Annotated in this window: 20 protein-coding genes, 1 tRNA gene and 1 riboswitch; of the genes, 11 read left to right on the top strand and 10 right to left on the bottom strand. The window is 69.0% G+C overall.

Annotation, left to right across the window (positions count from 1 at the left end):
- From nusA to rnr, 7 genes are all read right to left on the bottom strand, one after another.
- A complete protein-coding gene (gene nusA, locus FOZ74_RS15395) occupies positions 1-1488 on the bottom strand; it encodes a transcription termination factor NusA (RefSeq protein ID WP_146913929.1) in 1488 nt (495 codons plus the stop codon).
- Between the two features lie 68 nt (positions 1489-1556).
- Positions 1557-2141: a ribosome maturation factor RimP gene (gene rimP, locus FOZ74_RS15390; protein ID WP_146913928.1), complete on the bottom strand. Its 585-nt coding sequence runs from the start codon at positions 2139-2141 to the stop codon at positions 1557-1559.
- Between the two features lie 170 nt (positions 2142-2311).
- Positions 2312-2662 (bottom strand): thioredoxin family protein, encoded by a 351-nt coding sequence (locus tag FOZ74_RS15385; protein ID WP_186764620.1) that lies wholly within the window; start codon positions 2660-2662, stop codon positions 2312-2314.
- 12 nt (positions 2663-2674) lie between these two features.
- Positions 2675-3952 carry a cytochrome c gene (locus FOZ74_RS15380; protein WP_186764619.1) on the bottom strand — a complete coding sequence of 426 codons (1278 nt, stop codon included), beginning with the start codon at positions 3950-3952 and terminating at the stop codon, positions 2675-2677.
- Between the two features lie 2 nt (positions 3953-3954).
- Positions 3955-4692, bottom strand: coding sequence for a c-type cytochrome (locus FOZ74_RS15375; RefSeq protein WP_432417464.1), 738 nt, complete (start codon positions 4690-4692; stop codon positions 3955-3957).
- Between the two features lie 3 nt (positions 4693-4695).
- The gene (locus FOZ74_RS15370; RefSeq protein ID WP_146913925.1) at positions 4696-5451 is read right to left on the bottom strand and encodes an SDR family oxidoreductase; all 756 of its coding nucleotides are present in this window, start codon (positions 5449-5451) and stop codon (positions 4696-4698) included.
- Entirely contained in the window at positions 5448-7682 is a 2235-nt protein-coding gene (gene rnr / locus FOZ74_RS15365) for a ribonuclease R (RefSeq protein ID WP_146913924.1), read from the bottom strand. Before rnr ends, FOZ74_RS15370 begins: the two co-directional genes overlap by 4 nt.
- 18 nt (positions 7683-7700) lie before the next feature.
- On the opposite strand from rnr, the gene FOZ74_RS15360 reads away from it, so the two are divergent.
- Positions 7701-7785 (top strand) — tRNA-Leu (locus FOZ74_RS15360).
- 94 nt (positions 7786-7879) lie between these two features.
- Here FOZ74_RS15360 and FOZ74_RS15355 read toward each other — a convergent pair.
- Complete coding sequence (locus tag FOZ74_RS15355; RefSeq protein ID WP_146913923.1) at positions 7880-10537, bottom strand: DUF349 domain-containing protein; 2658 nt, start codon at positions 10535-10537, stop codon at positions 7880-7882.
- 776 nt (positions 10538-11313) lie between these two features.
- On the opposite strand from FOZ74_RS15355, the gene FOZ74_RS15350 reads away from it, so the two are divergent.
- From FOZ74_RS15350 to nrdR, 3 genes are all read left to right on the top strand, one after another.
- Positions 11314-12144, top strand: coding sequence for a lytic transglycosylase domain-containing protein (locus tag FOZ74_RS15350; protein WP_146913922.1), 831 nt, complete (start codon positions 11314-11316; stop codon positions 12142-12144).
- Positions 12145-12196: 52 nt separating this feature from the next.
- A riboswitch (ZMP/ZTP riboswitch) is annotated at positions 12197-12348 on the top strand.
- A gap of 32 nt (positions 12349-12380) precedes the next feature.
- Complete coding sequence (gene glyA, locus FOZ74_RS15345; protein ID WP_146913921.1) at positions 12381-13625, top strand: serine hydroxymethyltransferase; 1245 nt, start codon at positions 12381-12383, stop codon at positions 13623-13625.
- A 24-nt stretch (positions 13626-13649) separates the two neighbouring features.
- A complete protein-coding gene (gene nrdR / locus FOZ74_RS15340) occupies positions 13650-14099 on the top strand; it encodes a transcriptional regulator NrdR (protein WP_146913920.1) in 450 nt (149 codons plus the stop codon).
- Positions 14100-14158: 59 nt separating this feature from the next.
- On the opposite strand, the gene aroC is transcribed toward nrdR, so the two are convergent.
- Both aroC and FOZ74_RS15330 read right to left on the bottom strand, forming a co-directional pair.
- Positions 14159-15256, bottom strand: coding sequence for a chorismate synthase (gene aroC, locus FOZ74_RS15335; protein ID WP_146913919.1), 1098 nt, complete (start codon positions 15254-15256; stop codon positions 14159-14161).
- A gap of 58 nt (positions 15257-15314) precedes the next feature.
- Entirely contained in the window at positions 15315-15776 is a 462-nt protein-coding gene (locus FOZ74_RS15330) for a CBS domain-containing protein (RefSeq protein ID WP_146913918.1), read from the bottom strand.
- A gap of 77 nt (positions 15777-15853) precedes the next feature.
- Between FOZ74_RS15330 and FOZ74_RS15325 the strand changes: the two genes are divergently transcribed.
- The 7 genes from FOZ74_RS15325 (at position 15854) to FOZ74_RS15295 (ending at position 23122) form a co-directional block, all read left to right on the top strand.
- Positions 15854-17167 carry an O-acetylhomoserine aminocarboxypropyltransferase gene (locus tag FOZ74_RS15325; protein WP_146913917.1) on the top strand — a complete coding sequence of 438 codons (1314 nt, stop codon included), beginning with the start codon at positions 15854-15856 and terminating at the stop codon, positions 17165-17167.
- Positions 17167-17997, top strand: coding sequence for an alpha/beta fold hydrolase (locus FOZ74_RS15320; protein ID WP_146914232.1), 831 nt, complete (start codon positions 17167-17169; stop codon positions 17995-17997). The genes FOZ74_RS15325 and FOZ74_RS15320 overlap by 1 nt, the downstream gene beginning before the upstream one ends.
- Complete coding sequence (locus tag FOZ74_RS15315) at positions 17994-19016, top strand: restriction endonuclease (protein WP_222434174.1); 1023 nt, start codon at positions 17994-17996, stop codon at positions 19014-19016. Before FOZ74_RS15320 ends, FOZ74_RS15315 begins: the two co-directional genes overlap by 4 nt.
- A 22-nt stretch (positions 19017-19038) precedes the next feature.
- The gene (gene hpnC, locus FOZ74_RS15310) at positions 19039-19878 is read left to right on the top strand and encodes a squalene synthase HpnC (RefSeq protein WP_255437674.1); all 840 of its coding nucleotides are present in this window, start codon (positions 19039-19041) and stop codon (positions 19876-19878) included.
- Between the two features lie 109 nt (positions 19879-19987).
- Positions 19988-20827 (top strand): presqualene diphosphate synthase HpnD, encoded by an 840-nt coding sequence (gene hpnD, locus FOZ74_RS15305; RefSeq protein WP_146913915.1) that lies wholly within the window; start codon positions 19988-19990, stop codon positions 20825-20827.
- Positions 20828-20891: 64 nt separating this feature from the next.
- Positions 20892-22211 (top strand): hydroxysqualene dehydroxylase HpnE, encoded by a 1320-nt coding sequence (gene hpnE, locus FOZ74_RS15300; RefSeq protein ID WP_146913913.1) that lies wholly within the window; start codon positions 20892-20894, stop codon positions 22209-22211.
- Positions 22212-22321: 110 nt separating this feature from the next.
- On the top strand, positions 22322-23122 hold the full coding sequence (locus FOZ74_RS15295; protein ID WP_146913912.1) for an amino acid ABC transporter substrate-binding protein: 801 nt from the start codon (positions 22322-22324) through the stop codon (positions 23120-23122).
- Positions 23123-23128: the final 6 nt, after the last annotated feature.

The raw sequence follows: 23128 nt of genomic DNA, 5'->3' as shown, positions 1-23128 counted from the left end.
TTATTCATCACCCGCTGCAAACCAGTGCTCACGGGCTTTCATGATCAAGGCCTTGGCGTCTTCGTCGCTTTGGCCAGTGAGTTCCATCAGTTCATCGACCGCCAGGTCAGCCAGCTCGTCGCGCGTGGTCACGCCGCCGGCGGCGAGCTTGACGATCAGCTCGGTGGTCAGGCCTTCGAGCTCGCGCAGGTCTTCGCTGACCTTGCCCACCACCTGTTCGCGGGCGATCTGCATGGTCAGCAGCGCGTCCTTGGCGCGGGTGCGCAGCTCTTCGACGAGGTCTTCGTCAAAGCCTTCGATGTCCAGCATCTCCTGCAGCGGCACGTAGGCCACTTCCTCGAGGTTTTCGAAGCCCTCGCGGATCAGGATGTCGGCGATTTCCTCGTCCACGTCCAGCCTTTGCATGAAGAGCTCGCGCGCGGCGCTGGTTTCGTCGGCCTCTTTCTGGGCCGATTCGGCCGCATCCATGATGTTGATCTTCCAGCCGGTGAGGTCCGAGGCCAGGCGCACGTTCTGCCCGCCGCGGCCTATGGCGATGGCCAGGTTTTCCTCGTCCACCACGACGTCCATCGCGTGCTTTTCCTCGTCCACCACGATGGACTGCACATTGGCCGGCGCAAGCGCCCCGATGACGAACTGCGCCGGGTCTTCGCTCCAGAGCACGATGTCCACGCGCTCGCCGGCCAGCTCGTTGCTCACCGCGTTCACGCGGGTGCCGCGCACTCCCACGCAGGTACCGATCGGGTCCACGCGCTTGTCGTGCGAGAGCACCGCGATCTTGGCGCGGCTGCCCGCGTCGCGCGCGCAGCTCTTGATCTCCAGCAGGCCCTGCTCGATCTCTGGCACCTCGCCCCGAAACAGCTCGATCATGAATTCGGGTGCCGAGCGCGACAGCAGGATGGGCGCGCCGCGCAGCGTCAGGTCCACCTCCATGATCATCGCGCGCACGCGGTCGCCGGTGCGCAGGTTTTCCTTCGGAATCATCTCGCCGCGGCGCAGGCGCCCCTCGACGCGGCCGCTCTCGACGATGATGTCGCCCTTGTCCATGCGCTTGACGGTGCCCGAGAAGATCCTGTCGCCGCGGCTCATGAAGTCGTTGAGCAGGGTCTCGCGCTCGGCGTCGCGAATCTTCTGCAGGATGACCTGCTTGGCCGCCATCGCGCCGATGCGCCCGATCGGCACGGAGTCGACGGGCTCTTCGATGTATTCGCCCACCTCGATGCCGGGTACGCGCTCCTGCGCGTCCATGAGCAGCTCTTCGGCGTCGGGGTTCTGCAGCCCGGCGTCGTCGGGCACCACCAGCCAGCGGCGGAAGGTCTGGTAGTCACCGGTTTCCTGGTCCAGGGCGACGCGGATGTCCACTTCGCCCTCGTAGAGTTTCTTCGTGGCCTGGGCCAGCGCCGACTCCACTGCCCCCAGAACTATCTCGTGATCCACGCTCTTTTCGCGCGAAATCGCTTCAATCAGCATCAACAACTCGCGATTCATGCCCAGGCACTCCTGTCTTTGTCTGTTTCGGGCCGGCCCTGCGGCAACTGCCCCGCCATTGGTCTGTGTCAATCGGTTTGCGGCGTGCGGCCCGCGCGGCCCTTGAAGTTCACCACCGGCGCCAGGCGCGCTTCACGCAGCTCGTCCCATTCGAAGCCCAGCACCTGCAGCGGCGCGCTCTCGCGCTTGCGGCCCACGCGCTGGCCCGGCCGGGGCGCGGGCTCGTCGCTCCAGGTGATCTGCCAGCCGCCGCCCTCGGCGCGCTCCAGCCGCCCGCGGAATTTCTTGCGATTGGCGGCCACCTGACCGCCCGCGGCCGCTCCCAGCGGTGCCTTGAGCGTGAGGTCGATGAGCTCGCCCTCGAAGCGCTCGAGGTCGTCTTCCCTGCGCAGCGGCCGGTCGATGCCGGGCGAGGACACCTCCAGCCGCTGGTAGTCGATGCTGCCCACCTCCAGCGCAAACTGCAGCTGGCGCGTGACGGCCTCGCAGTCGTCCACCGTGATGTAGCGCTCGGCCGCGGCCTGCCCCGCTTCGGGGCGCTGCCAGGGCACGTCTATCGTGACGCGCAGCAGCCCGCCTGCGGAGCGCTCCACGTCCACGAGCTCAAACCCCAGACCTTCGACGGTCTGCTGCACGATTTGCTGCAATGCCACTGCCTTGTGTTCTCTGCGCCGTTGCGGGGCCCCGGCCCCATCCAAAACCGATCGACCAAAAAAAACGGGCGGTTGCAACCCGCCCGGTTTTGGTCGTGAAGCGGGTATTGTAGTGTCAAATACCCTGCTTTTCAAGTTATGGCAAGCCCCGGCAAGGCAGGGCCGGGGCCTCAGCTTCGCTCGGCAATGATGCGCTGCAACAAGGCCAGCACCTCGGCATTGCCTGTGCCGGGCGCATGCTCACCGAGCAAGCCCTGCGCCAGCCGCAGCAGCACCTCGGGGCGCGGCGCGATGGGCGCGCAGTAGCGCAGTTGTCCGGCCCGCCCCAGCAGCAGCGTGGGGAAGGTCTCGACATCGAAATCGCCGACCAGTTCCTCCTCGTCCTCGACGTCCACCCAGGCAAAACGCCATTGCGGCTGCTGCGCTGCCAGCGCCTCGAAATCCGCACGCCAGCCGCGGCAGACCTTGCACCACTGGGCGCACAGGCAGACGATCCACCAGGGTTCGCTCGCTTCGGACATGGGGGGCATCGCTCAATACCGGGTGCGCTCGCGCACGCGGTGCACGGCTATCGCATCCACCCTGCCCGCCTGGTTGCCCCAAGCCTGGCGGATGTAGCTCAACACCGCGGCAATGTCGCCATCGGCCAGGGTCTGGCGAAACGGCGGCATGCCATAGGGGCGGGGGTTGCCGGCGGTGGCCGGCAGGTAGCCGCCGTGCAGCGTGATCTGGATCAGGTTGAGCGGCTCGGCCATGGTGACGGCGCGGTTGCCCGCCAGCGCTGGAAAGGCGCCGCTCCTGCCCTGGCCTTCGTCCTGGTGGCACTCGGCGCAGTGGTTGGCGTACAGCTGCGCACCGCGCTCGAGCACCGGTGCCGTCGCCACCGACGCGGTGCGCTCGGGCCGCGGTGGCTGCTGCGGCAGCGCGCGCAGCCAGGCGGCCAGCGCAAGGGCGTCCTCGGGCCTGAGGTGTTGCAGGCTGTGGAACACGACCTCGGCCATGGGACCGGAAACCCCTGCCTTGGCCGAGGTACCGCTGGTCAGCAGCGTGGCGATGTCCTGCTCGCTCCAGTTGGCCATGCCGGCCTGCGCCGACGAATGCAGCGAGGGCGCCCACCAGTATTCGCCCGGCACGATGGCGCCGCCCAATGCTTCGCCCCGCAGCGGACCGCCGAGCGCATCGCGCGGGCTGTGGCAGGCGGCGCAATGACCGAGGGCCTGCGCCAGGTAGGCGCCGCGCTGCACCGGCGTTTCGGGCGCCGGGCGCTCCCGCCCCGGACGAAAATACAGCGCGCGCCAGACGGCGAGCGCCGCCTGGGTGTTGTAGGGAAAGCGCAGCGCTGGCGCGGGCGTGGTCTGGCGCACGGCGGGCAGGCTTTGCAGGTAATCGAAGAGCGCGTCGGCGTCGGCGCGCGTGATGTGGGTGTAGGCAGGATAGGGGAAGGCCGGGTAGAGCAGGCGTCCGTCGGCCGAGCGCCCATGGTGCAGCGCACGCCAGAAGGCGTCCGGGCTCCAGCCGCCCAGTCCGGTTTGCACGTCGGGTGTGAGGTTGCTTGCATACACCGCGCCAAAGGGCGTGTCGATCGCCCGCCCACCCGCATAGGGCGCGCCGCCCGCGCGGGTGTGGCAGGCAGCGCAATTGCCGAGGCGGGCCAGGTAGGCGCCGCGCGCAATCTGCTGCGCATCACCCGAGGCCTTGCCCGTGCTGTCCACGGGTGCTTCGCCGCGCAAGTTGAGCACCCAGATGGCCACGGTCGCAAGCAGACCGAGCGCCAGCAGCAATGCGACGGCCGCGGAGGCAAGCCTGCGCATGCTCATTGCGCGCCCCCCGCCCTGCCAGCCGGCGGCCAGCGCACATCCAGGCTGCCGCAGGCGAGCGGCAGCGTGTGCGTGAAGCCCGCCGCCGCCTGCCCGCCCGCGGGCACCTTCTGCGCCGCAAGCCAGGCGGCGACCGCCTGCACGTCTTCGAGCGCCATGCGCCGCGCCACCTGCGCCATGCAGTCGGGCTCGCTCGCGTGGCGCTGGCCGGTGCGCCAGGCGCCGAGCTGGCTGCTCAGGTAATCCTGCGACAGCCCGAGCAGGCCGGGCACGAAGGGCGCAACGCCGGTCAACTGCGCGCCATGGCACTGCCTGCAGGCGGGCAGCTCGCGCGCGGCATCGCCGCTCTGCACCAGCTGTTCACCGCGCGCAAGCTGGGCTCTGCTGACCGTCACCGGCGCCGGCGCGCCATAGGGCAGCTGCAGCTCCGAAAAATGGCGCGCGATCTCGGCCAGGTAGTCGTCGCTCAGATAGCTCAGCAGATAGGCCATCGGCGGATAGCGCCGCTCAACGTCGCGAAAGTGGCGCAGCTGGTTGTACAGATAGCCTGCGGGCTTGCCGGCGATGCGCGGGAAGTAGCCATCGGGCGTTGCCCGCCCCTGTTTGCCATGGCAGACGGTACACGGCAGCACGCGCTGCTCCATGTCGCCCGCCGCGCCGCCCGCGGCCATCGCGGCGTTCGCCAGCGCCAGGCACACCAGCGCCAAGGCCCGTAGAAAAAGTGAGCGCGCCACGTTTTATCCGCGGCCGACGAACGGCATTTTCGTGGCCATCACCGTGTGAAAGAGCACGTTCGCCGACAGCGGCAGCTCGGCCATGTACAGCACCGAGGCGCCGACGATGTCCACGTCCATCAGGGGCTCGTTGGCCATGGCGCCGTGGGCTTGCAGCACGCCCTGGGTGAGCTGCTGCGCCAGCGCCGTGTCGGCATTGCCCACGTCGATCTGGCCCACGGCAATGTCGTGGGCGCGCCCGTCCAGCGAGGCCGACTTGGTCAGGCCCGTGACCGCGTGCTTGGTGGCGGTGTAGGCAATCGAGTGCGGGCGCGGCGCATGCGCCGAGATCGAGCCGTTGTTGATGATGCGCCCGCCGCGCGGCGTTTGCGCCTTCATCACCCGAAAGGCGTTCTGGAGGCAATAGAACATGCCGCTGAGGTTCACGTCCACCACCTGTTGCCAGTGGTGGACCTCGAGTTCGTCCAGCGGCACCGCCGGTGCGCCGGTGCCGGCGTTGTTGAACAGCAGGTCGATCCGGCCGTAGTGCTGCACGCTGGCGTCGAAGAGGCGGCGCACCGCCGCCGGGTCGGCCACGTCGGTGGGCAGCGCGAGCGCCGCATCCTTGCCGCCGCATTCCTGCGCCAGCGCCTGCAGGGGCTCGGGGCGGCGTCCCGCAAGCACCACCCGCCAGCCTGCGCGCGCCAGTGCCAGCGCCGCTGCCCGCCCGATGCCGCTGCCGGCGCCGGTGACGATTGCCACCCGGCCCTGCGCGTTCATGACGAGCGCCTTCCGCGCCCCGAGGACGCATGCCGCGACCCGCGCCCGCCGCGCGGCGCGGCCGCCTTGGCCTGGGGCACCGCGGGTGCGCCGTCGGCCCCGTCCTCGTCGGAGCGCCGGCTGGCCTTGCGTGCGGCGCGCGCGGTCTCGGGCCGGGCAGGGATGGAGGCGGACTCATCGTGCACCAGTCGAAAGTCGATCTTGCGCCCGTCCAGGTCGACGCGGCTGACCTGCACGCGCAGGCGGGTGCCCACGGCGTAGCGCATGCCGGTGCGCTCGCCGCGCAGCTCCTGGCGCACCTCGTCGAAGCGGAAGTATTCGCCGCCCAGCTCGGTGATGTGCACCATGCCTTCGACATACAGCGCGTCGAGCGTCACGAAAATGCCAAAGCCCGCCACGGCGGTCACGACGCCGCCGTACTCCTCGCCCAGGTGCTCGCGCATGTACTGGCACTTGAGCCAGGCCTCGACGTCACGGCTGGCTTCGTCGGCGCGCCTCTCGTTGGCACTGCAGTGCAGGCCCGCGGCTTCCCAGGCCAGGCGCGACTTGCTGGCGGGGGCGGCGCCGCCCTGCCCTTCGCCGCGGCCCTTGGCGGCCCATTGGCGCGCCAGCTTGTGCTGCGCCTCGCCCGGCAGCGGCAGCGCGGGCAGCTGATAGGTCTTGTCTTCCAGGATGGACTTGATGACCCGGTGCACCAGCAGGTCCGGATAGCGCCGTATCGGACTGGTGAAGTGGGTATAGGCGTCAAACGCCAGCCCGAAATGGCCGCTGTTGATGGGCGTGTAGATCGCCTGCTGCATGGAGCGCAGCAGCATGCCGTGGATCTGCGCCGCATCCGGGCGATCGCGCGTGGCGGCGGCGATCGCCTGGAAGGCCGCAGTGGGCGGGTCGTCGGGCAGGTTCACGTGCACCGCCAGTGCCTTGAGGTAGGCGCGCAGCAGCTCGAGTTTTTCCGGCGTGGGCTTGTCGTGCACGCGGTAGAGGCAGTCACGGTGGTATTCGCCCACGAAGTCGGCGGCGCAGACGTTGGCCGCGAGCATGCATTCCTCGATCAGCCGGTGCGCCTCGGTGCGCACGCGCGGCTCGATCTTCTCGATGCGGCCGTTGTCGTCGCAGACGATCTGGGTTTCCGTGGTTTCGAAGTCCACCGCACCGCGCGCGTGGCGCGCCGCCAGCAGCGCGCGGTAAGCCTCGTGCAGGTGCAGCAGGTCCGGCAGCTGCGCGGACAGCTGGGCCGCCTGCGATCCCCGGGTATTGGCCAGCGCGGCCGAGACCTGGGCATAGGTCAGGCGCGCATGGCTCTGGATGACCGCGGGGTAGAACTGGTAGGCGTGCGTCTGGCCCTTGCCGTTGATGACCATGTCGCAGACCATGGCCAGGCGCGCCACGCCGGGGTTGAGCGAGCACAGGCCGTTGGAAAGCTTTTCCGGCAGCATGGGCAGCACGCGGCGCGGGAAATAGACGCTGGTGGCGCGCTCGTAGGCATCGGCGTCGATGGCGCCGCCCGAATCCACGTAGTGGCTGACGTCGGCGATCGCCACCAGAAGGCGCCAGGCCTTGGCCCGGCCCAGGCGCATCGGGGCGCAATAGACGGCGTCGTCAAAGTCGCGCGCGTCTTCGCCATCGATGGTCACGAAGGGCACGTCGCTGAGGTCCACGCGGCCCTGCCAGTCGGCCTCGCGCACCTGGTCGGGCAGCGCCTGGGCCTGCGCCAGGCAGGCGTCGGAGAAGACGTGCGGCACGCCGTACTTGCGCACCGCGATCTCCACCTCCATGCCGGGGTCGTCGATCTCGCCCAGCACCTCCACCACGCGGCCTACCGGCTGGCCGTGCAGCGCCGGCGGCTCGGTCAGCTGCACCACCACCACCTGGCCGACGCTGGCGCTGCCGATGGCGCTGCGCGGCACCAGCACGTCCTGCCCGTAACGCGTGTCCTCCGGCGCCACCAGCCAGATGCCCGCCTCGTGCAACAGGCGGCCGATGATGGTCTGGCTGGGACGCTCGATGATCTCGAGCACCCGCCCCTCGGGGCGGCCGCGCCGGTCCTGGCCGATGATGCGCACGCGCACCCGGTCCTTGTGCAGCACCGCGCGCATCTCGTTCGGTGCCAGGTAAATATCGCCTTCACCGTCGTCGCGGAGCACGAAGCCGTGTCCGTCGCGGTGGCCGCGCACGCTGCCTTCAATTTCCTTGTTGGCGTTTGCGTGAAACTCGTTTTTTTTGCTATACAATCTGCGACTTCCTGAAATGCCCAGGTGGCGGAATTGGTAGACGCACTAGTTTCAGGTACTAGCGGGTAACTCCGTGGAGGTTCGAGTCCTCTCCTGGGCACCAAGTGTAGAAGAACACTTGGCATTGATACGAAGACAGGCCGCTTGCATTTGCATAGCGGCCTTTTCTTTTGCCTTTTGGCTTGCTGCGCGCAAGATCACTTGCGCAGCAGCACCTTGAGCGCTGCCTGCAGGCGTTGCCCGCCGGCGCGGTCCGCCGGCCCGGCCAGCACGCGGGCGGTGTCCTCGGGCCAGGTCTCGCCCGGGCCCGGTTCATTGCGGCGCGTGAGCAACTGCAGTTGCAGCGCGCGGCGCGCGTCGTGGTGTTCGGCCGGCGTGGGCACGTCGGCGGCAACTTCCAGGCGCAGCAGCGCCTCGGCATTGCCGGCCTGCGCGCCGCCCTGCAGCGCCTTCGCCCAGGCGGCCAGCGCCTGCGCGTTCACGCCGCGGCCCAGCTCCCGGGCAGCGGGCAGCAAGGCGGCGTCGCGCTGCTCCCAGGCCTGCATGAGCTGACCCAACGCCTCGCCGTGGGCCTGGGCTGCCAGCTTGCGCAGTGCCATCTGCGCCTGCTCCACCGCTTCGCGCTGGGCGCGAAATGCGGCGTCGCCCAGGCGCGGGCCGCGCTCGGGGCGGGCGCCGCGGTCCTGGCGGTCGCGGCCAAAGCGTTCGCCGCCGGGGCGTGGCCCGCGCCCCTCGGGACGCGGACCCGAGGGCTTGCGTCCGGTCGGCGCCGGCGTAGCCGGCTTGCGGGCGTCGGGCCGGTCATCGCCGCGCACGGCCACCACGCGGCGCGGCGCGGCCGGTGCGACCGCGTCGTCCGCGGCCGGCGCTGGTGTGTCTTCAGCGCCGGCATCTTCAGATACCGTAGCTGCATCCGCTTGACTGGCGGGCGTTTGGGCCGGTTTTTGTTCAGATTCCTCTGGTGCCGCCTGCGCGGGGCGGCCCTGCATCACCACCTGCAGCTCCTGCATCGCCTGGCGGATTTGCTCGGCATCGCCCGAGGCGTTGGCGGCATCCAGCGCGCGCGACGCCTGCAGCACGGCGGCGTCGTGCGCCGACAGCGCGGCGACGCTGCGTTCGCGCTCGGCGCTCTTGCGTTCGAAAGCAGCGTCGATCGGGCTGCGAAACGCGTCCCAGAGCCTTTGTTCCTGGCGGCGCTCCAGTGGCACGGCCTGCGCCAGCGCCTGCCAGCGCTGCTGCAGCGCCTTGACCGCGTCGGTGCGCAGCTGCGGCGCGGCGCCGAGGGCCTGCGCCTCGTCGATCAGCGCCTGGCGCTCCTGCAGGTTCTGCTTCTGGGCCGCGGCCAGCGGCGCGCCGGCGGCGGCCAGCGCCTGCTTCCACAGCGGCTGCAGTTCGGCAAAGAGCCTTTCGCCGACGTGACCGCTGCTGCGCCAGCGCTCGCCGAACTGGTGCAACGCGCGGATCTGCGTCTTCCAGTCGCTGGAGCCGGCGTGCTCCGCGCTCCAGGCCTTGAGCTCGTCGATCAGCGCCAGGCGCTGGGCCTTGTGCTCCTGCGCCTGGGCGCGTGATTTTTCCAGCCACTCTTCGACCTGCTTGTGCGCGGCATTGCAGGCTTCGTCGAACTTCTTCCACAGCGCATGGTTGGCCAGCGCGCCCTGGTCGGCCTGCTTCCATTGCTCGCGCAGCTGGCGCAGCTGCTCCTGCAGCCGGCGCCCGCCCAGCGCCTGGCCTTCGGGGCGCTGCAGCAGCCCCTGGGCCTTGGCCACCAGTTCTTCGCGGATCTGATCGGCGCTCCAGCGCTGCCAGCCTTCGAGCTCGCCGGCCGCGGTCAGTGCGGCATGCACGCGCGCCTCCAGCGCCGCATCGAGGAAGCGGCCATGCGCCTTCCAGGCGGCGCGCAATTGCTGGGCCGCGCCGACGCTGGCCTTGCCACGGCCTTGGGCGGTGGCGCCCTCCAATCGCGTCAACGCCTCGGTGACGGCCTGCACGGCCTGGGCGATGCGCTCGGGGTTGGGCGCGGCGCGCGCGGGCTCGGCCGCGGGGCTGCTTGCTTCACCGCGGGCGGCGCGCAGTTCTTCGGCCCAGACGGGCACCTGCGGCAGCGGGGCCTTGGAGTCCTCGCTGGCCGCGGCCGCCTGGGTGAGCGCGGCGCCAAACGCGTCCCAGACCAGGCCGAGCTGGGTCTGCGCCGACTCGAGCTGGGGCGCAAAGCGCAGGTCCACACCGGGCCAGACGGGGTCTTGCACGATCTCCCGTGCCTGGCTGCGCCAGCGCACGACATCCTCGGCCAGCGCCGCGTGGGCGGCCTCGGCCTCGCGCCAGGGCTTGGTGGAAAGCACCTCGATGCGCTGCGCCATCAGCACCGCGGCCTCGCGCTGCACCTGCACGCGGTGCTGCAGGTCTTCCACCGCCTTGACGCGTTCGGCCAGCCGGGTCTTGAGCGTCTGCAAGGGCTCACGCGAGAGCGGCGCGCCGGCACGGGCCGCGTCGCGCTGCCAGGCGAGCGCATCGGCAATATTGAGCCGGGGGGCATCGAGCAAGGCCTGGGCCCGCGCCGCCCACTCCGCTGCCATGGCCTGCTGGGCCACGGCGCGGCGCTGCTCCTCCAGGCGCTCGCGTATCGCCTTGGCCGCGCCCTTGTCGCGCGCGCTCAGCTCCTTGAACACTTCCTGCATCTGGGCGCTGTCGGGGTCGGTGGCCAGCCAGTCGCGGATGCGGGCGGAACGCTCGCCCGAGGTGGTCGCGGAGAACGCGCCGCCGGTCAGCGCATCCAGCGGATGCACGTGGGCGCTCTTGTCCGCGGGAGCAGCGGCATCGGGTTCAGGCGCAGGGCTGGGGGAAGAAAAGGGAAACATGGGTGATGCGAGGATAGATCGGTAGGGCGGGTATCGCGCGCCCGGCGTCATCAGGGCAAGAAACGCGCGGGCAAGACGGCTATTGTGGCTTGGTTTGCCGCGCTTGCCGCTGGCGCCGCCACAAGCCTGTGGGCCGCGCCCGCGCGGCCCCACAAAGAGAAGCCCGGTGGCGGGGGAACCCCGGCACCGGGCTGGAGGATCGGCATACCCGCCTGATCCGTCCCTGGCGCTGCGGAGATTGCTGTCCGACGCGCCGGAGGCAAACGATTGCCTCCCATGGTGCTGCCCGCCTTGCCGGGCACGGGGCGATCGATGACGAATCGACCGGCCTTGCAAGGCTGGCAAGCCTCGTCTGCTTGCTGCAGACGGAGCGCACCTTAGCAGCTTTGCACCTGCCGTGTCACGCATCGTTGCAACTCGAAACCACTGGACGGCAGCCGACTCGCCAAGCCGCGCCGTACGGGGCAAACCCTTGGTTTCGGCGCTTTCGATCCAACCAACGGGATGCCGCTAATAATGTTTTTGTTCTAAAAGACTATTCTTTATTATTGACCGCGTATATGGAAGCTCCCTAGAATCCGCCTCAATTTCACAAGGGGTCCGTACAAACCCTTATACGTCTCACAGTGCCATGCACCATGCCGGTCCCCTCCGAACGGGCCGGTCTCTCTTGTACCAAGGGTGGTGGCGGAACGCCGGAACCGGTTCCGGCCCTTGAAGATGTCGCCTGTGCTTCGGACGCAAAGCAGGCCGGCATCAATGCAAAAGGACTCCCCATGAAGAAGGCAGGCTTGCGTGCCGTCTCTGGTATTCGTACTTTCGTCGGCGACATTGCTGCCGGATTCTTTGAAGTGACCCACAGCGGCCTTGCGCTGCTGGGGCTGGCGGTGGCGTTTGCCGCCATCACCCTGAGCGCCCGCCCCGACCTGCGCCAGATGGGCGCCGACCAGCTCATGGGCTGGCTGCAGGAGCGCCAGGTGGAGATCAACGGTTTTGCCCTTGAAGCCGTCGCCAGCGAGCGCGCCACCGCCGGCAACCCCAAGGACCTGCCGCGCGAGCAGGCCGCCGTGACCTACTGGTTGAGCAAGAAATACCGCGTGGCCCCCGAGCCGCTCGCCGTGCTGGTCGGGGAAGCCTATGCCGTGGGCGCCCGCACGCGGCTCGAACCGACGCTGATCCTGGCGGTGATGGCGGTGGAATCGGGCTTCAACCCCTTCGCGCAGAGCGCCGTTGGCGCCCAGGGCCTGATGCAGGTGATGACGCGCGTGCATACCGACAAATATGAAGACTTCGGCGGACGCTTTGCCGCCTTCGATCCCGTGGCCAACCTGCGCGTGGGCGTGAAGGTGCTGCAGGAATGCATACAGCGCGCCGGCTCCCTGGAGGGCGGCCTGCGCTTTTATGTCGGCGCGGCCAACCTGCCCGACGACGGCGGCTACGCCGGCAAGGTGCTGGCCGAGCACCAGCGCCTGCGCCAGGTGGCCCAGGGCGCCGCCCGCGCGCCGCTGGTCGCCGCGCACGCCCCCGCTCCCGCTGCCCCGTCGGGGCCCGGCGCGCTGACGCGCCAGCCGGGCGAAAAGGTGGCGCTACTGGCAGGCGGCTACTGAAGCCCGCCGGGCACGCGGCAGGTGCTGCGGCGCCGGCCTCGCAGGCTACACTCGCGCGGTACGCAACTGGCGATAGGTCTGGCATTGCCCGCCATGGGGCAGCTGGCTGACGTGGAGCGCCGGCGCAACCGGCGCATACCACGGGGAAGCGTACCGCACGGGCACAAGCCGTCGCGCGTTTTGTCGTTCGCCTGGGCAGCCCTTGCACGCCAAGGGAAGACTCCGCAACCTCTGCCATGTACCAACGCAACATCCTCGTAGAACAGACCGATCCCGAAGTGTGGGCTGCCATCCAGGCGGAAAACCGCCGCCAGGAAGAGCACATCGAGCTCATCGCCAGCGAAAACTACGCCTCACCCGCCGTGATGGCGGCGCAGGGCTCGCAGCTGACCAACAAGTACGCCGAAGGCTACCCCGGCAAGCGCTATTACGGCGGCTGCGAGAACGTGGACGTGATCGAGCAGCTGGCGATCGACCGCGTCAAGCAGCTCTTCGGCGCCGAGGCGGCCAACGTGCAGGCCAATTCCGGCTCCCAGGCCAACCAGGCCGTGCTGATGGCCTTTGCCAAGCCGGGCGACACGCTGCTGGGCATGAGCCTGGCCGAAGGCGGGCACCTCACGCACGGCATGCATCTGAACATGTCGGGCAAATGGTTCAACGTGGTTTCCTACGGCCTCGACGCCAGGGAAGAGATCGACTACGAGGCCTTTGAAGCCAAGGCGCGCGAGCACAAGCCGCGCATCATCATCGGCGGCGCCTCGGCCTATGCGCTGCGCATCGATTTCGAGCGCATGGCACGCGTGGCCAGGGAAGTGGGCGCGATCTTCTGGGTGGATATCGCGCACTACGCGGGTCTGGTGGTGGCGGGCGAGTACCCCAACCCGGTGCCGTTTGCCGACGTGGTGACCTCCACCACGCACAAGAGCCTGCGCGGGCCGCGCGGCGGCTTCGTGCTGATGAAGGCCGAGCACGAGAAGGCGATCAACTCCGCCATCTTCCCCGGCCTGCAGGGCGGGCCGCTGGAGCACGTGATCGCCGCCAAGGCCGTGGCCTTCAAGGAAGCGCTTGCGCCCGAGTTCAAGGCCTACGGCAAGCAGGTGGCCAAGAACGCCCAGGTGTTCGCCCAGACCCTGACCGAGCGCGGTCTGCGCATCGTCAGCGGCCGCACCGAAAGCCACGTGATGCTGGTGGACCTGCGCTCCAAGGGCATTACCGGCAAGGCCGCCGAGGCGGCGCTGGGCCAGGCGCACATCACCATCAACAAGAACGCGATCCCGAACGACCCGGAAAAGCCCTTCGTGACCAGCGGCGTGCGCGTGGGCACGCCGGCCATCACCACGCGCGGCTTCAAGGAAGAGGAAACGCGCCTGACGGCCCAGCTGATGGCCGACGTGCTGGACAAGCCGCACGACGAGGCCAACCTGGCCCAGGTGCGCGCCAGGGTGGGCGAGCTGACCGCGCGCTTTCCGGTCTATCGCTGAGCCGCGCACGCCGCCCGGACAGCCATGAAATGTCCGTTCTGCAGCCATCCGGACACGCAGGTCGTGGAGACCCGCGAGTCCGAAGGCGGCGAATACGTGCGCCGCAGGCGCCGCTGCAGCGCCTGCGACAAGCGCTTTACCACCTACGAGCGGCCCGAGGTGAACTTCCCGGCCATCGTCAAGAAGGACGGTCGGCGCGTGGAATACCGGCGCGAGAAGCTCGAAGGGTCGTTTCGCATTGCGCTGCGTAAGCGCCCGGTGGGCACCGAGCAGGTGGATGCGGCGATAGAGCGCATTGAAGAACGCCTGCTGCAGCTGGGTGAGCGCGAGATCCTGTCCAACCGCCTGGGCGAGATGGCGATGCACGAGCTGCAGCGGATGGACAAGGTCGCCTACGTGCGCTACGCCAGCGTGTACCGCAGCTTTGAACACATCGACGAATTCAAGGCGCTGGTGGACAAGGTCGCCGAATAGCGCTCCGGTGCTGAAACCATAGCTGCCAGCGCTTGCCTGGCAAGCGTTTACGCCACTTTTTACTGATAATTTGCCGCCACCGGCGGGGGCACCTGCACCACGTCGGCGCACTGGGCGCGCTGCAGCAGCGCGTGGTCCATCAGCACCAGGGCGAGCAAAGCCTCGGCGATGGGCGCGGCGCGTATGCCCACGCAGGGATCATGCCGCCCCTTGGTGACGACCTGCACCGGCGCGCCATGGATGTCGATGGACGGGCGCGGCGTGAGGATGGAACTGGTGGGCTTGATGGCAATGCTCACCTCGATGTCCTGCCCGCTGCTGATGCCGCCCAGCACCCCGCCCGCGTGGTTGCTCGCAAAGCCCGCCGGCGTGATGGCGTCGCCATGCACGCTGCCGCGCTGCGCGACGCTGGCAAAGCCCGCACCGATCTCCACGCCCTTGACCGCGTTCAGGCCCATCATCACCTTGGCGATGTCGGCGTCGAGCTTGTCGTACAGCGGCGCGCCCAGGCCAGCGGGCACGCCCGTGGCCTGCACGCGGATGCGCGCGCCGCAGGAGTCGTGCGCCTTGCGCAGCGCGTCCATGTAGTCCTCGAGCCGCTGCACGTCGGCCACGGGGGCGAAGAAGGGGTTGCCCTGCACATGTTCCCAGCCCTCGAAGGCGATGGGCAGTTCGCCCAGCTGCGTCATGCAGGCGCGAAATTGCGTGCCGTACTTCTCTTTGAGCCACTTCCTGGCCACGGCGCCCGCCGCCACGGTGGGCGCGGTCAGGCGCGCGGACGAGCGCCCTCCCCCGCGCGGATCGCGCAGGCCGTACTTGTGCCAATAGCTGTAGTCGGCATGGCCGGGACGAAACTGCTGCGCGATCTCGCCGTAGTCCTTGCTGCGCTGGTCCTGGTTGCGGATCAAGAGCGCGATCGGCGTGCCGGTGGTGCGGCCCTCGTAGACGCCCGAGAGGATTTCCACCGCGTCGGGCTCCTTGCGCTGCGTGACGTGGCGGCTGGTGCCGGGGCGGCGGCGGTCCAGGTCGTGCTGGATGTCGGCCTCGCTCAGGGCCATGCCCGGCGGACAGCCGTCAATCACGCAGCCTATGGCCGGACCATGGGATTCACCGAAGTTGGTGACGCGAAACAGCCTGCCCAGCGTGCTGCCGCTCATGGATGACTCCTGGTTTGGTAGCTGCCAGCGCTTGCTGGACGGGCGCTAGGGTCGGATTTCACCCTTGCGCTTCGGAGGAGGCCTGGTCTTCGGGCCAATCGCGGATATAGGCCTTGAGCAGCTTGTTCTCGAGGTTCTGGCTGTCCACCACGGTCTTGGCCACGTCGTAGAAGCTGATCACGCCCATGAGCTGGCGGTTGTCGATCACCGGCAGGTAGCGCGCGTGGCGCCCCAGCATCATGCGGCGCACCTCGTCGAGCTCGGTCTCCAGCGTGCAGATGAGCGGCCCGGGGTCCATGCTGCGATAGACCGACAGGCCGTCGAACTTGCCGCCGTTCTTCACCGCGGCGTCGATCACCTCGCGGAAGGTGAGGATGCCGACCACGCGCTCGTGCGCCATCACCACCAGCGAGCCGATATCGTTCTCGGACATGATGCGCGCCGCGTCCGCCAGGCTGTCTTCGGGCGTGATGGTGTAGAGCGTGCCGCCCTTCAGGCGCAGGATGTCGCGAACTTTCATGGCTGGTGATCGATGCGGTGGGCACCGGCAAATATAGCCCACAATGCATCGCTTCATGCATGAACACGGAGACATCCATGCCCGGCTACGCCGACCCCGGCTTTGACACGCTGGCCGTGCACGCAGGCGCCCGGCCCGACCCCGCGACCGGCGCGCGCGCCACGCCCATCTACCTCAGCACCTCCTTCGTCTTCGAGTCGAGCGAGCACGCCGCCGCGCTGTTCAACATGGAGCAGCCGGGGCACGTCTATTCGCGCCTCTCCAACCCCACCACCGACGTGCTGGAGCAGCGCATCGCGGCGCTGGAAGGCGGCGCCGGCGCCATCGCCACGGCCAGCGGCATGGCGGCGCTGCACCTGGCCATCGTCACGCTGATGGGTGCGGGCAGCCACATCGTCGCCAGCACGGCGCTGTACGGCGGCTCGCAGAACCTGCTGAACTACACGCTCAGACGCTTCGGCATAGAAACCACCTTCGTCAAACCGACCGACATCGACGCCTGGCGCGCGGCGATCCGCCCCAACACCAAATTGCTGCTGGGCGAGACCCTGGGCAACCCGGGGCTGGAGGTGCTGGACATCCCGGCGGTGGCGCAGATCGCGCACGAGGCGGGCGTGCCGCTGCTGGTGGATTCGACCTTCACCACGCCCTATCTGATGCGGCCCCTGGAGCACGGCGCCGATCTGGTCTACCACGCGGCCACCAAGTTCCTTTCGGGCCACGGCACGGTGATGGGCGGTGTGCTGGTCGATGGCGGCGGCTTCGACTGGGACGCCTCGGGGCGTTTTCCGGAGCTCAGCGCGCCCTACGACGGTTTTCACGACATGGTGTTCGCGCAGGAATCGAGCGTCGGCGGCTTTCTGCTGCGCGCGCGCCGTGAAGGCCTGCGCGACTTTGGCGCCTGCATGAGCCCGCACAGCGCCTGGCTGATCCTGCAGGGCGTGGAAACCCTGGGCGCGCGCATGGACCGCCACGTGCGCAACACCGAGAAGGTGGTTCAGTTCCTCGCCAGCCACCCCTTCGTCGCGCGCGTGGGCCACCCCATGCTGGAGAGCCACCCCAGCCACCGGCTGGCGCAAAAGCTGCTGCCGCGCGGCGCGGGCGCGGTGTTCAGCTTCGACCTGAAAGGCAGCCGCGCGCAGGGCAAGAAGTTCATCGAGACGCTGAAGATCTTCAGCCACCTGGCCAACGTCGGCGACTGCCGCTCGCTGGTCATCCACCCGGCCAGCACCACGCATTTCCGCATGACGGACGAGGCGCTGCTCGCGGGCGGCATCACGCAGGGCACGATACGGCTGTCGATCGGACTGGAAGACCCGGATGACCTGATCGACGACCTGAAGCGCGCTCTGAAAGCAGCGGAAAAATCCGGCGAAAAGGCAGGTGCGTGATGATCTACCAAGTGCAGGGCGCTGCGCTCTATGCCTATACCGGCGACAAGGCATTCAACCCGGCCCGGCCCACCGCCATCCTGATCCACGGCGTGCTGTGCGACCACAGCGTCTGGCTCTGGCAGGCGCGCTACCTAGCCAACCACGGCTTCAACGTGCTTGCGATCGACCTGCCCGGGCACGCGCGCAGTGCCGGCGAAGCCCCCGCGAGCGTGGAGCAGGCGGCGGGCACCATCGCCGCGCTGCTCGATGCCGTCGGCTGCAGCCAGGCCGCGCTCGTCGGCCACAGCTGGGGTTCGCTGATCGCGATGGAAGCCGCGGCGGTTCTCAAGGAGCGCGTGAGCCACCTCGCGCTGATCGGCACCGCCGCGCCGATGACCGTCTCGCCCGCCTTGATCGAGGCCTCGCAAAGCGAGCCCGAGAAGGCGCTGAAGATGATCAACGTCTTCTCGCGCAGCACGCTCGCCTCGCCCAGCGGCGCCGGCTTCTGGGTCTATGGCGCCAGCATGGCGCTGGGGCGCAAGGTGCTGCGCAGCAATACGGCCGTCAACGTCTTTCACCGCGGCTTCGTGGCCTGCGACCAGTACGCCGGAGGCCCGGCCGCCATGGCCGCCCTCACCTGCCCCGTGCTGTTTCTGCTGGGACGGCTCGACCAGATGACGCCGCCGCGCGCCGCCCTGCCGCTCATCGCGGCCGCACGGGCGGCAGGCAAGTCCGTGCAGGTGCACCACCTGCCGGTCGGGCACCATCAGATGACCGAGGCGCCAGTGGAAACGGCGGCGGCGCTGCACGAATTCCTGAATTCGTCCCCATCGACTCTGCAAGCATGACTTCCGAACATACCTCTCGCCCCGTATGGATGGTGCGCGCCGGCGAAGGCGCAAGCCTGATCGAAGACTTTCGCACGCAGTCGCTCGTGGCCATAGGCTGGAGCGCGCTGGGCGACTTGTCGCGCTATGCCACGCGCGCCGATTTCGCCCTGGCAGTGGAACAGGCCATGCCGGAGCTCAAACCCGGACAGAGAGCGTCTGCTGCCGGGCAGACCTACCGTTTCGTGCACGAGATCGCGGTGAGCGACCACGTCGTGAGCTACGACCCGGACAGCCGCGTCTACCTTCTAGGCAGCATCACCGGTGCTTACGCCTATCGCCCTGCGCACTTGGCCGAATTTCCGAACGAGCGCAGCGTCCGCTGGCTCGGCAGCGTGCCGCGCGATGCGCTCTCGGTAGCTGCACGCAACAGCCTCGGTGCCATCTCCACGCTCTTCCTGCTGCCACCTCAAGTGGGGCAAGAGGTTCTTTCCCGCTTGTCGCAGCCTTCGGCCAAGCCTCACGAGAGTGTGCAGCCGACGCAGACGGAAGAAGACAGCCAGGAAGATATCTATCGCGACGTGCAGTCCAAGGGCTTCGAGTTCATCAAGGACAAGGTCAACGCGCTCGATTGGGAAGATATGCAGGAGCTGGTGGCCAGCCTGCTGCGCGCCATGGGCTACAAGACGCGCATCTCGCCCAAGGGCTCGGACCGAGGCAAGGACATCGTGGCTTCGCCCGACGGCTTCGGGTTTGAAGACCCGCGCATCGTGGTCGAGGTCAAGCACCGTGAAGGCAGCGCCATCGGCTCCCAGCAGATACGCAGCTTTCTGGGCGGGCGCCATGATCACGACAAGGGCTTGTACGTGAGCACCGGCGGCTTTACCAAAGATGCGCGCTACGAGGCCGAGCGCGGCCGCATTCCGGTGATGTTGATGGACCTGGACGATCTGGTGCGCGCTCTGCTGGAACACTACGAGCGCATGGACGTGGAGATGCAGCGCCTGGTCCCCTTGCGCAAGGTGTACTGGCCTGCCTGACGCTCGCGCCGCAGTGGCATCCGTGAATCCCGCCCCCGTCACCCACTATGAAAACTTTCCCGTAGCCTCTTGGCTGTGCCCGCCGCGCCTGCGCGCGCCGATTGCCGCGATCTACCACTTCGCCCGCACGGCGGACGATCTTGCCGACGAGGGACATGCCACGGCCGAGCAGCGCCTGGCCGATCTGCGAAGCTACCGGCAAGACTTGGCCGCCGCAGCAGCCGCCCAGGCCCCGAGCGCACGCTGGCCGCAGGTCTTCTACCCCTTGGCCAGCGCCATCGCGGCACACGACCTGCCCCTGAACCTGCTGACCGATCTGCTCGACGCCTTCGAGCAGGACGTGGTGATGGCGCGCGAACACGCCACCTTTGCCGACCGCGCCGCGCTGCTCGACTACTGTCGCCGTTCGGCCAACCCCGTCGGGCGCCTGCTGCTGCATCTGTACGGCGTGCGGGATGCACCGGCGCTGGCGCAAAGCGATGCGATCTGCTCGGCGCTGCAGCTGATCAACTTCTGGCAGGACCTGAGCGTGGACCTGCCGCGCGGGCGCCACTATCTGAGCGACGCCGACTGCGCCGCCCACGGCGTGGCGCGGGCCGATCTGGCGGCGCTGCGGCGCTCGGCGGCGAGCGATGCGCTCATCATGGACTGCGCCGCCTGGGCGCGCACCCTGATGCTGCAGGGCGCGCCGCTGGTGCATCGGCTGCGCGGGCGCGTCGGCTGGGAGCTGCGCCTGGTGGTGCAAGGCGGCCTTGCGGTGCTGGGCCAGGTGCAGACGCTGGGCGGCGCCAGCCTGCGCTTGCGCCCGCGCCTGCGCGCCTGGCATCTGCCGGGCATGCTGTGGCGTGCCGTGCTGATGTAATCCCGTTTTGATAGCTGCCAGCGCTTGCCAGGCAAGCGGTTGAGGCCGATTTCGCTTAAAACCGCAAACCCGGGGCGGGCGCTCACGCGCATGGGACAATCACGCCCCGATGAACCCCGAGCAGTACGTGCAGAACAAGGCCGCGGCCTCAGGCAGCAGCTTCTACTACGCCTTTCTTTTCCTGCCGCGCGACAAGCGCGCCGCGATCACCGCGTTCTACGCCTTCTGCCGCGAGGTGGACGACGTGGTGGACGAAGTGCGCGACCCGGGCGTGGCGGCGGCCAAGCTGGACTGGTGGCGCTCCGAGGTGAACCAGGCCTTCGACGGCCAGCCCAGCCATCCGGCGATGCGCGCGCTGATACCGCACGTGGGCGCCTGCGCGATCGAACGCCGCCAGCTGCTGGACATCATCGAAGGCTGCCAGATGGACCTGCGCTACGACAGCTATGAAGACTTCGCCGGCCTGGCCAACTACTGCCATTACGTGGCTGGCGTGGTCGGCGAGGTGTCGGCGCGCATCTTCGGCCAGCAGGACAAGGCGACCAGCGACTATGCGCACAAGCTAGGCCTGGCGCTGCAGCTGACCAACATCATCCGCGACGTAGGCGAAGACGCGCTGCGCGGGCGGGTCTATCTGCCGCAGGCGGAGCTGCGCGAATTCGGCGTCACGCCCGAAGACCTGGCGCACCGCCGCTATGGCGAGGCCTTTACGCGGCTGATGCGCTTTCAGGCCGAACGCGCGCACCGCAGCTTTGACGAGGCCTTGTCCATGCTGCCCGCGGTGGACCGGCGCAGCCAGAAGCCCGGCCTGATGATGGCCAGCATCTACCGCACGCTGCTGCGCGAGATCGAGGCCGAAGACTTTCGGGTGCTGCACCAGCGCATCGCCCTCACGCCCATCCGCAAGCTCTGGCTGGCATGGAAGGTGCAGGCGCTGGGGAAGATGTGAGACACCCCGCCGGGCGATCTGGCCGCTCCTGCCCGCCTTGCTCCGGCGGCACAGGCTGGCGCCCATGAAGCTTGCCATCGTCGGAGCCGGCTGGGCAGGCTGCGCGGCGGCGCTTGAAGCGGCGCAGCAGGGCCACCGCGTCACGCTGCTGGAGGCCGGGCGCGAAGCCGGCGGGCGCGCGCGCACCGTCACCGTGGCCGGGCCTGACGGCAAGCCGCTGGCGCTGGACAACGGCCAGCACATCCTGATCGGCGCCTACGGCGAATGTCTGCGCCTGATGCGGCTGGTGGGCGTGGAGCCGGAACTGGCGCTGCAGCGCGAGCCCCTCGCGCTGCGCTTTGCCGACGGCACCGGCCTGGCCCTGCCCGACATGGCGCCGCCCTGGGACGCGCTGGCCGGCATCGTGCGCGCGCGCGGCTGGAGCCTGGCCGAGCGCCTGGCCCTGCTGCGCCAGGCGCTTGCCTGGCGGCTAGCGGGCTTTGCCTGCGCCAGCACCACCACGGTGGCCGATCTCTGCGCCGGCCTGCCCGCGCGCCTGGTGCAGGAGTTCATCGCGCCGCTGTGCATCTCGGCGCTGAACACGCCGCCCGACTGCGCCAGCGGTCAGGTCTTCCTCACCGTGCTGCGCGACAGTCTGTTTGCCGGGCGCGGCGGCTCCAACCTGCTGCTGCCGCGCCTGCCGCTGGGCGCGCTGCTGCCCGAACCCGCGCTGCGGTGGCTGCGCGGGCGCGGCCACGCGGTGCGGCTGGGCCGGCGGGTACAGGCCCTGGCGCACGACGGCCGCCATTGGCATGTGGATGGTGAGGCTTTCGATGCCGTGCTGCTGGCCTGCCCAGGCAGCGAAGCCACCCGCCTGCTGGCCCGGGCCGATGCGACCGGCGCGATGCAGGTACTGCTGCAAGCCTGGGTCACCGCGGCCGAGCCGCTGGCCCATGGCGCCATCGCCACGGTCTATGCGCAGCTTCCCGGCGCACGCGGCCCGGTGCTGGCGCGGGCCATGCTGGCGCTGCGCAGCGAAGCGGATGCCCCGGCGCAGTTCGTGTTCGATCGCGGCCAGCTGGGCGGGCCGCCGGGGCTGCTGGCCTTCGTGGTGAGCGCCTTCACCGGCGAGCGCCAGGCGCTGGCGGCGCAGGTGCTGCGCCAGGCGCACGGCGCGCTGGGGCTGGCCGGTCTGCAGGTGCTGCGGACCGTGGTGGAGCGGCGCGCCACCTTCTCCTGCACGCCGGCGCTGAATCGTCCGGCGATGCACGTTGCACCCGGCCTGCTCGCCTGCGCCGACTATGTCGAGGGGCCCTACCCGGCCACGCTGGAAGGCGCGGTGCGCCTGGGCGTGGCGGCCGCGCGTAGCCTGGCTGGTGTGCAGCCGGGCGGCGGGCCGGCATAAGCACATTGCCAAACAATCGCTGGCCCGGGCCTTGCCCCGCAGCGATTGCGCGCATACTTGGTGGCCGGGCGCTGGCCGCAGGCCGGCGCGCAAGACATCGAGAGAGCACCATGAAACTGTTCAAGACCCTGTGGCTGGCCGCCGGCATCGCCAGCCTTGCCCTGTGGGCACAAACCCCGGCGCTGGCCGCCGACGACCTGGCCGCCATCCAGAAGGCGGGCACGATCCGCATCGGCACCGAAGGCACTTACGCACCCTTCAGCTTCCACCAGGCGGCGGACAACAAGCTCGTCGGCTTCGACGTGGACATCGGCCGCGCAATCGCGGCCAAGCTCGGCGTCAAGGCCGAATTCGTCGAAGGCAAGTGGGACGGGCTGATCGCGGGGCTCAACGTCAACCGCTACGACGTGGTCATCAACCAGGTGGGCATTTCTGCCGAGCGCCAGGCGAAGTACGACTTTTCCAAGCCCTACATCGCCTCGGCCGCCGCGCTCATCGTGCGCGAGAGCGAGACCGGCATCAAGAACTTTGCCGACCTCAAGGGCAAGAAGTCCGCCAACAGCATCAGCAGCAATTTCGCCAAGCTGGCCGAGCGCAACGGCGCGCAGGTGGTGGCGGTACAGGGCTTCAACGACGCGGTGGCGCTGCTGCTCGCCGGCCGCGTGGACGCCACGGTCAACGACTACCTGTCCTACCTGGACTTCAAGAAGCAGCAGCCCCAGTCCAAGGTGAAGGTGGTGGCGCAGGACGACAGCGCGGAGTTCGGCCGCTCGGGCGTGCTGATGCGCAAGGGCCAGGCCGGGCTCAAGGCCGCGGTGGACAAGGCCATCGATGCGCTGATCGCCGACGGCAGCTACAAGGAAATTTCCGAGCGCTACTTCGGCGAAGACCTCTCGGCCAAGCTGCGCTGAGGCGCC

The organism is Comamonas flocculans, assembly GCF_007954405.1.
Taxonomy (GTDB): domain Bacteria; phylum Pseudomonadota; class Gammaproteobacteria; order Burkholderiales; family Burkholderiaceae_C; genus Comamonas_C; species Comamonas_C flocculans.
This window is presented reverse-complemented; position numbering and strand designations above follow the sequence as displayed.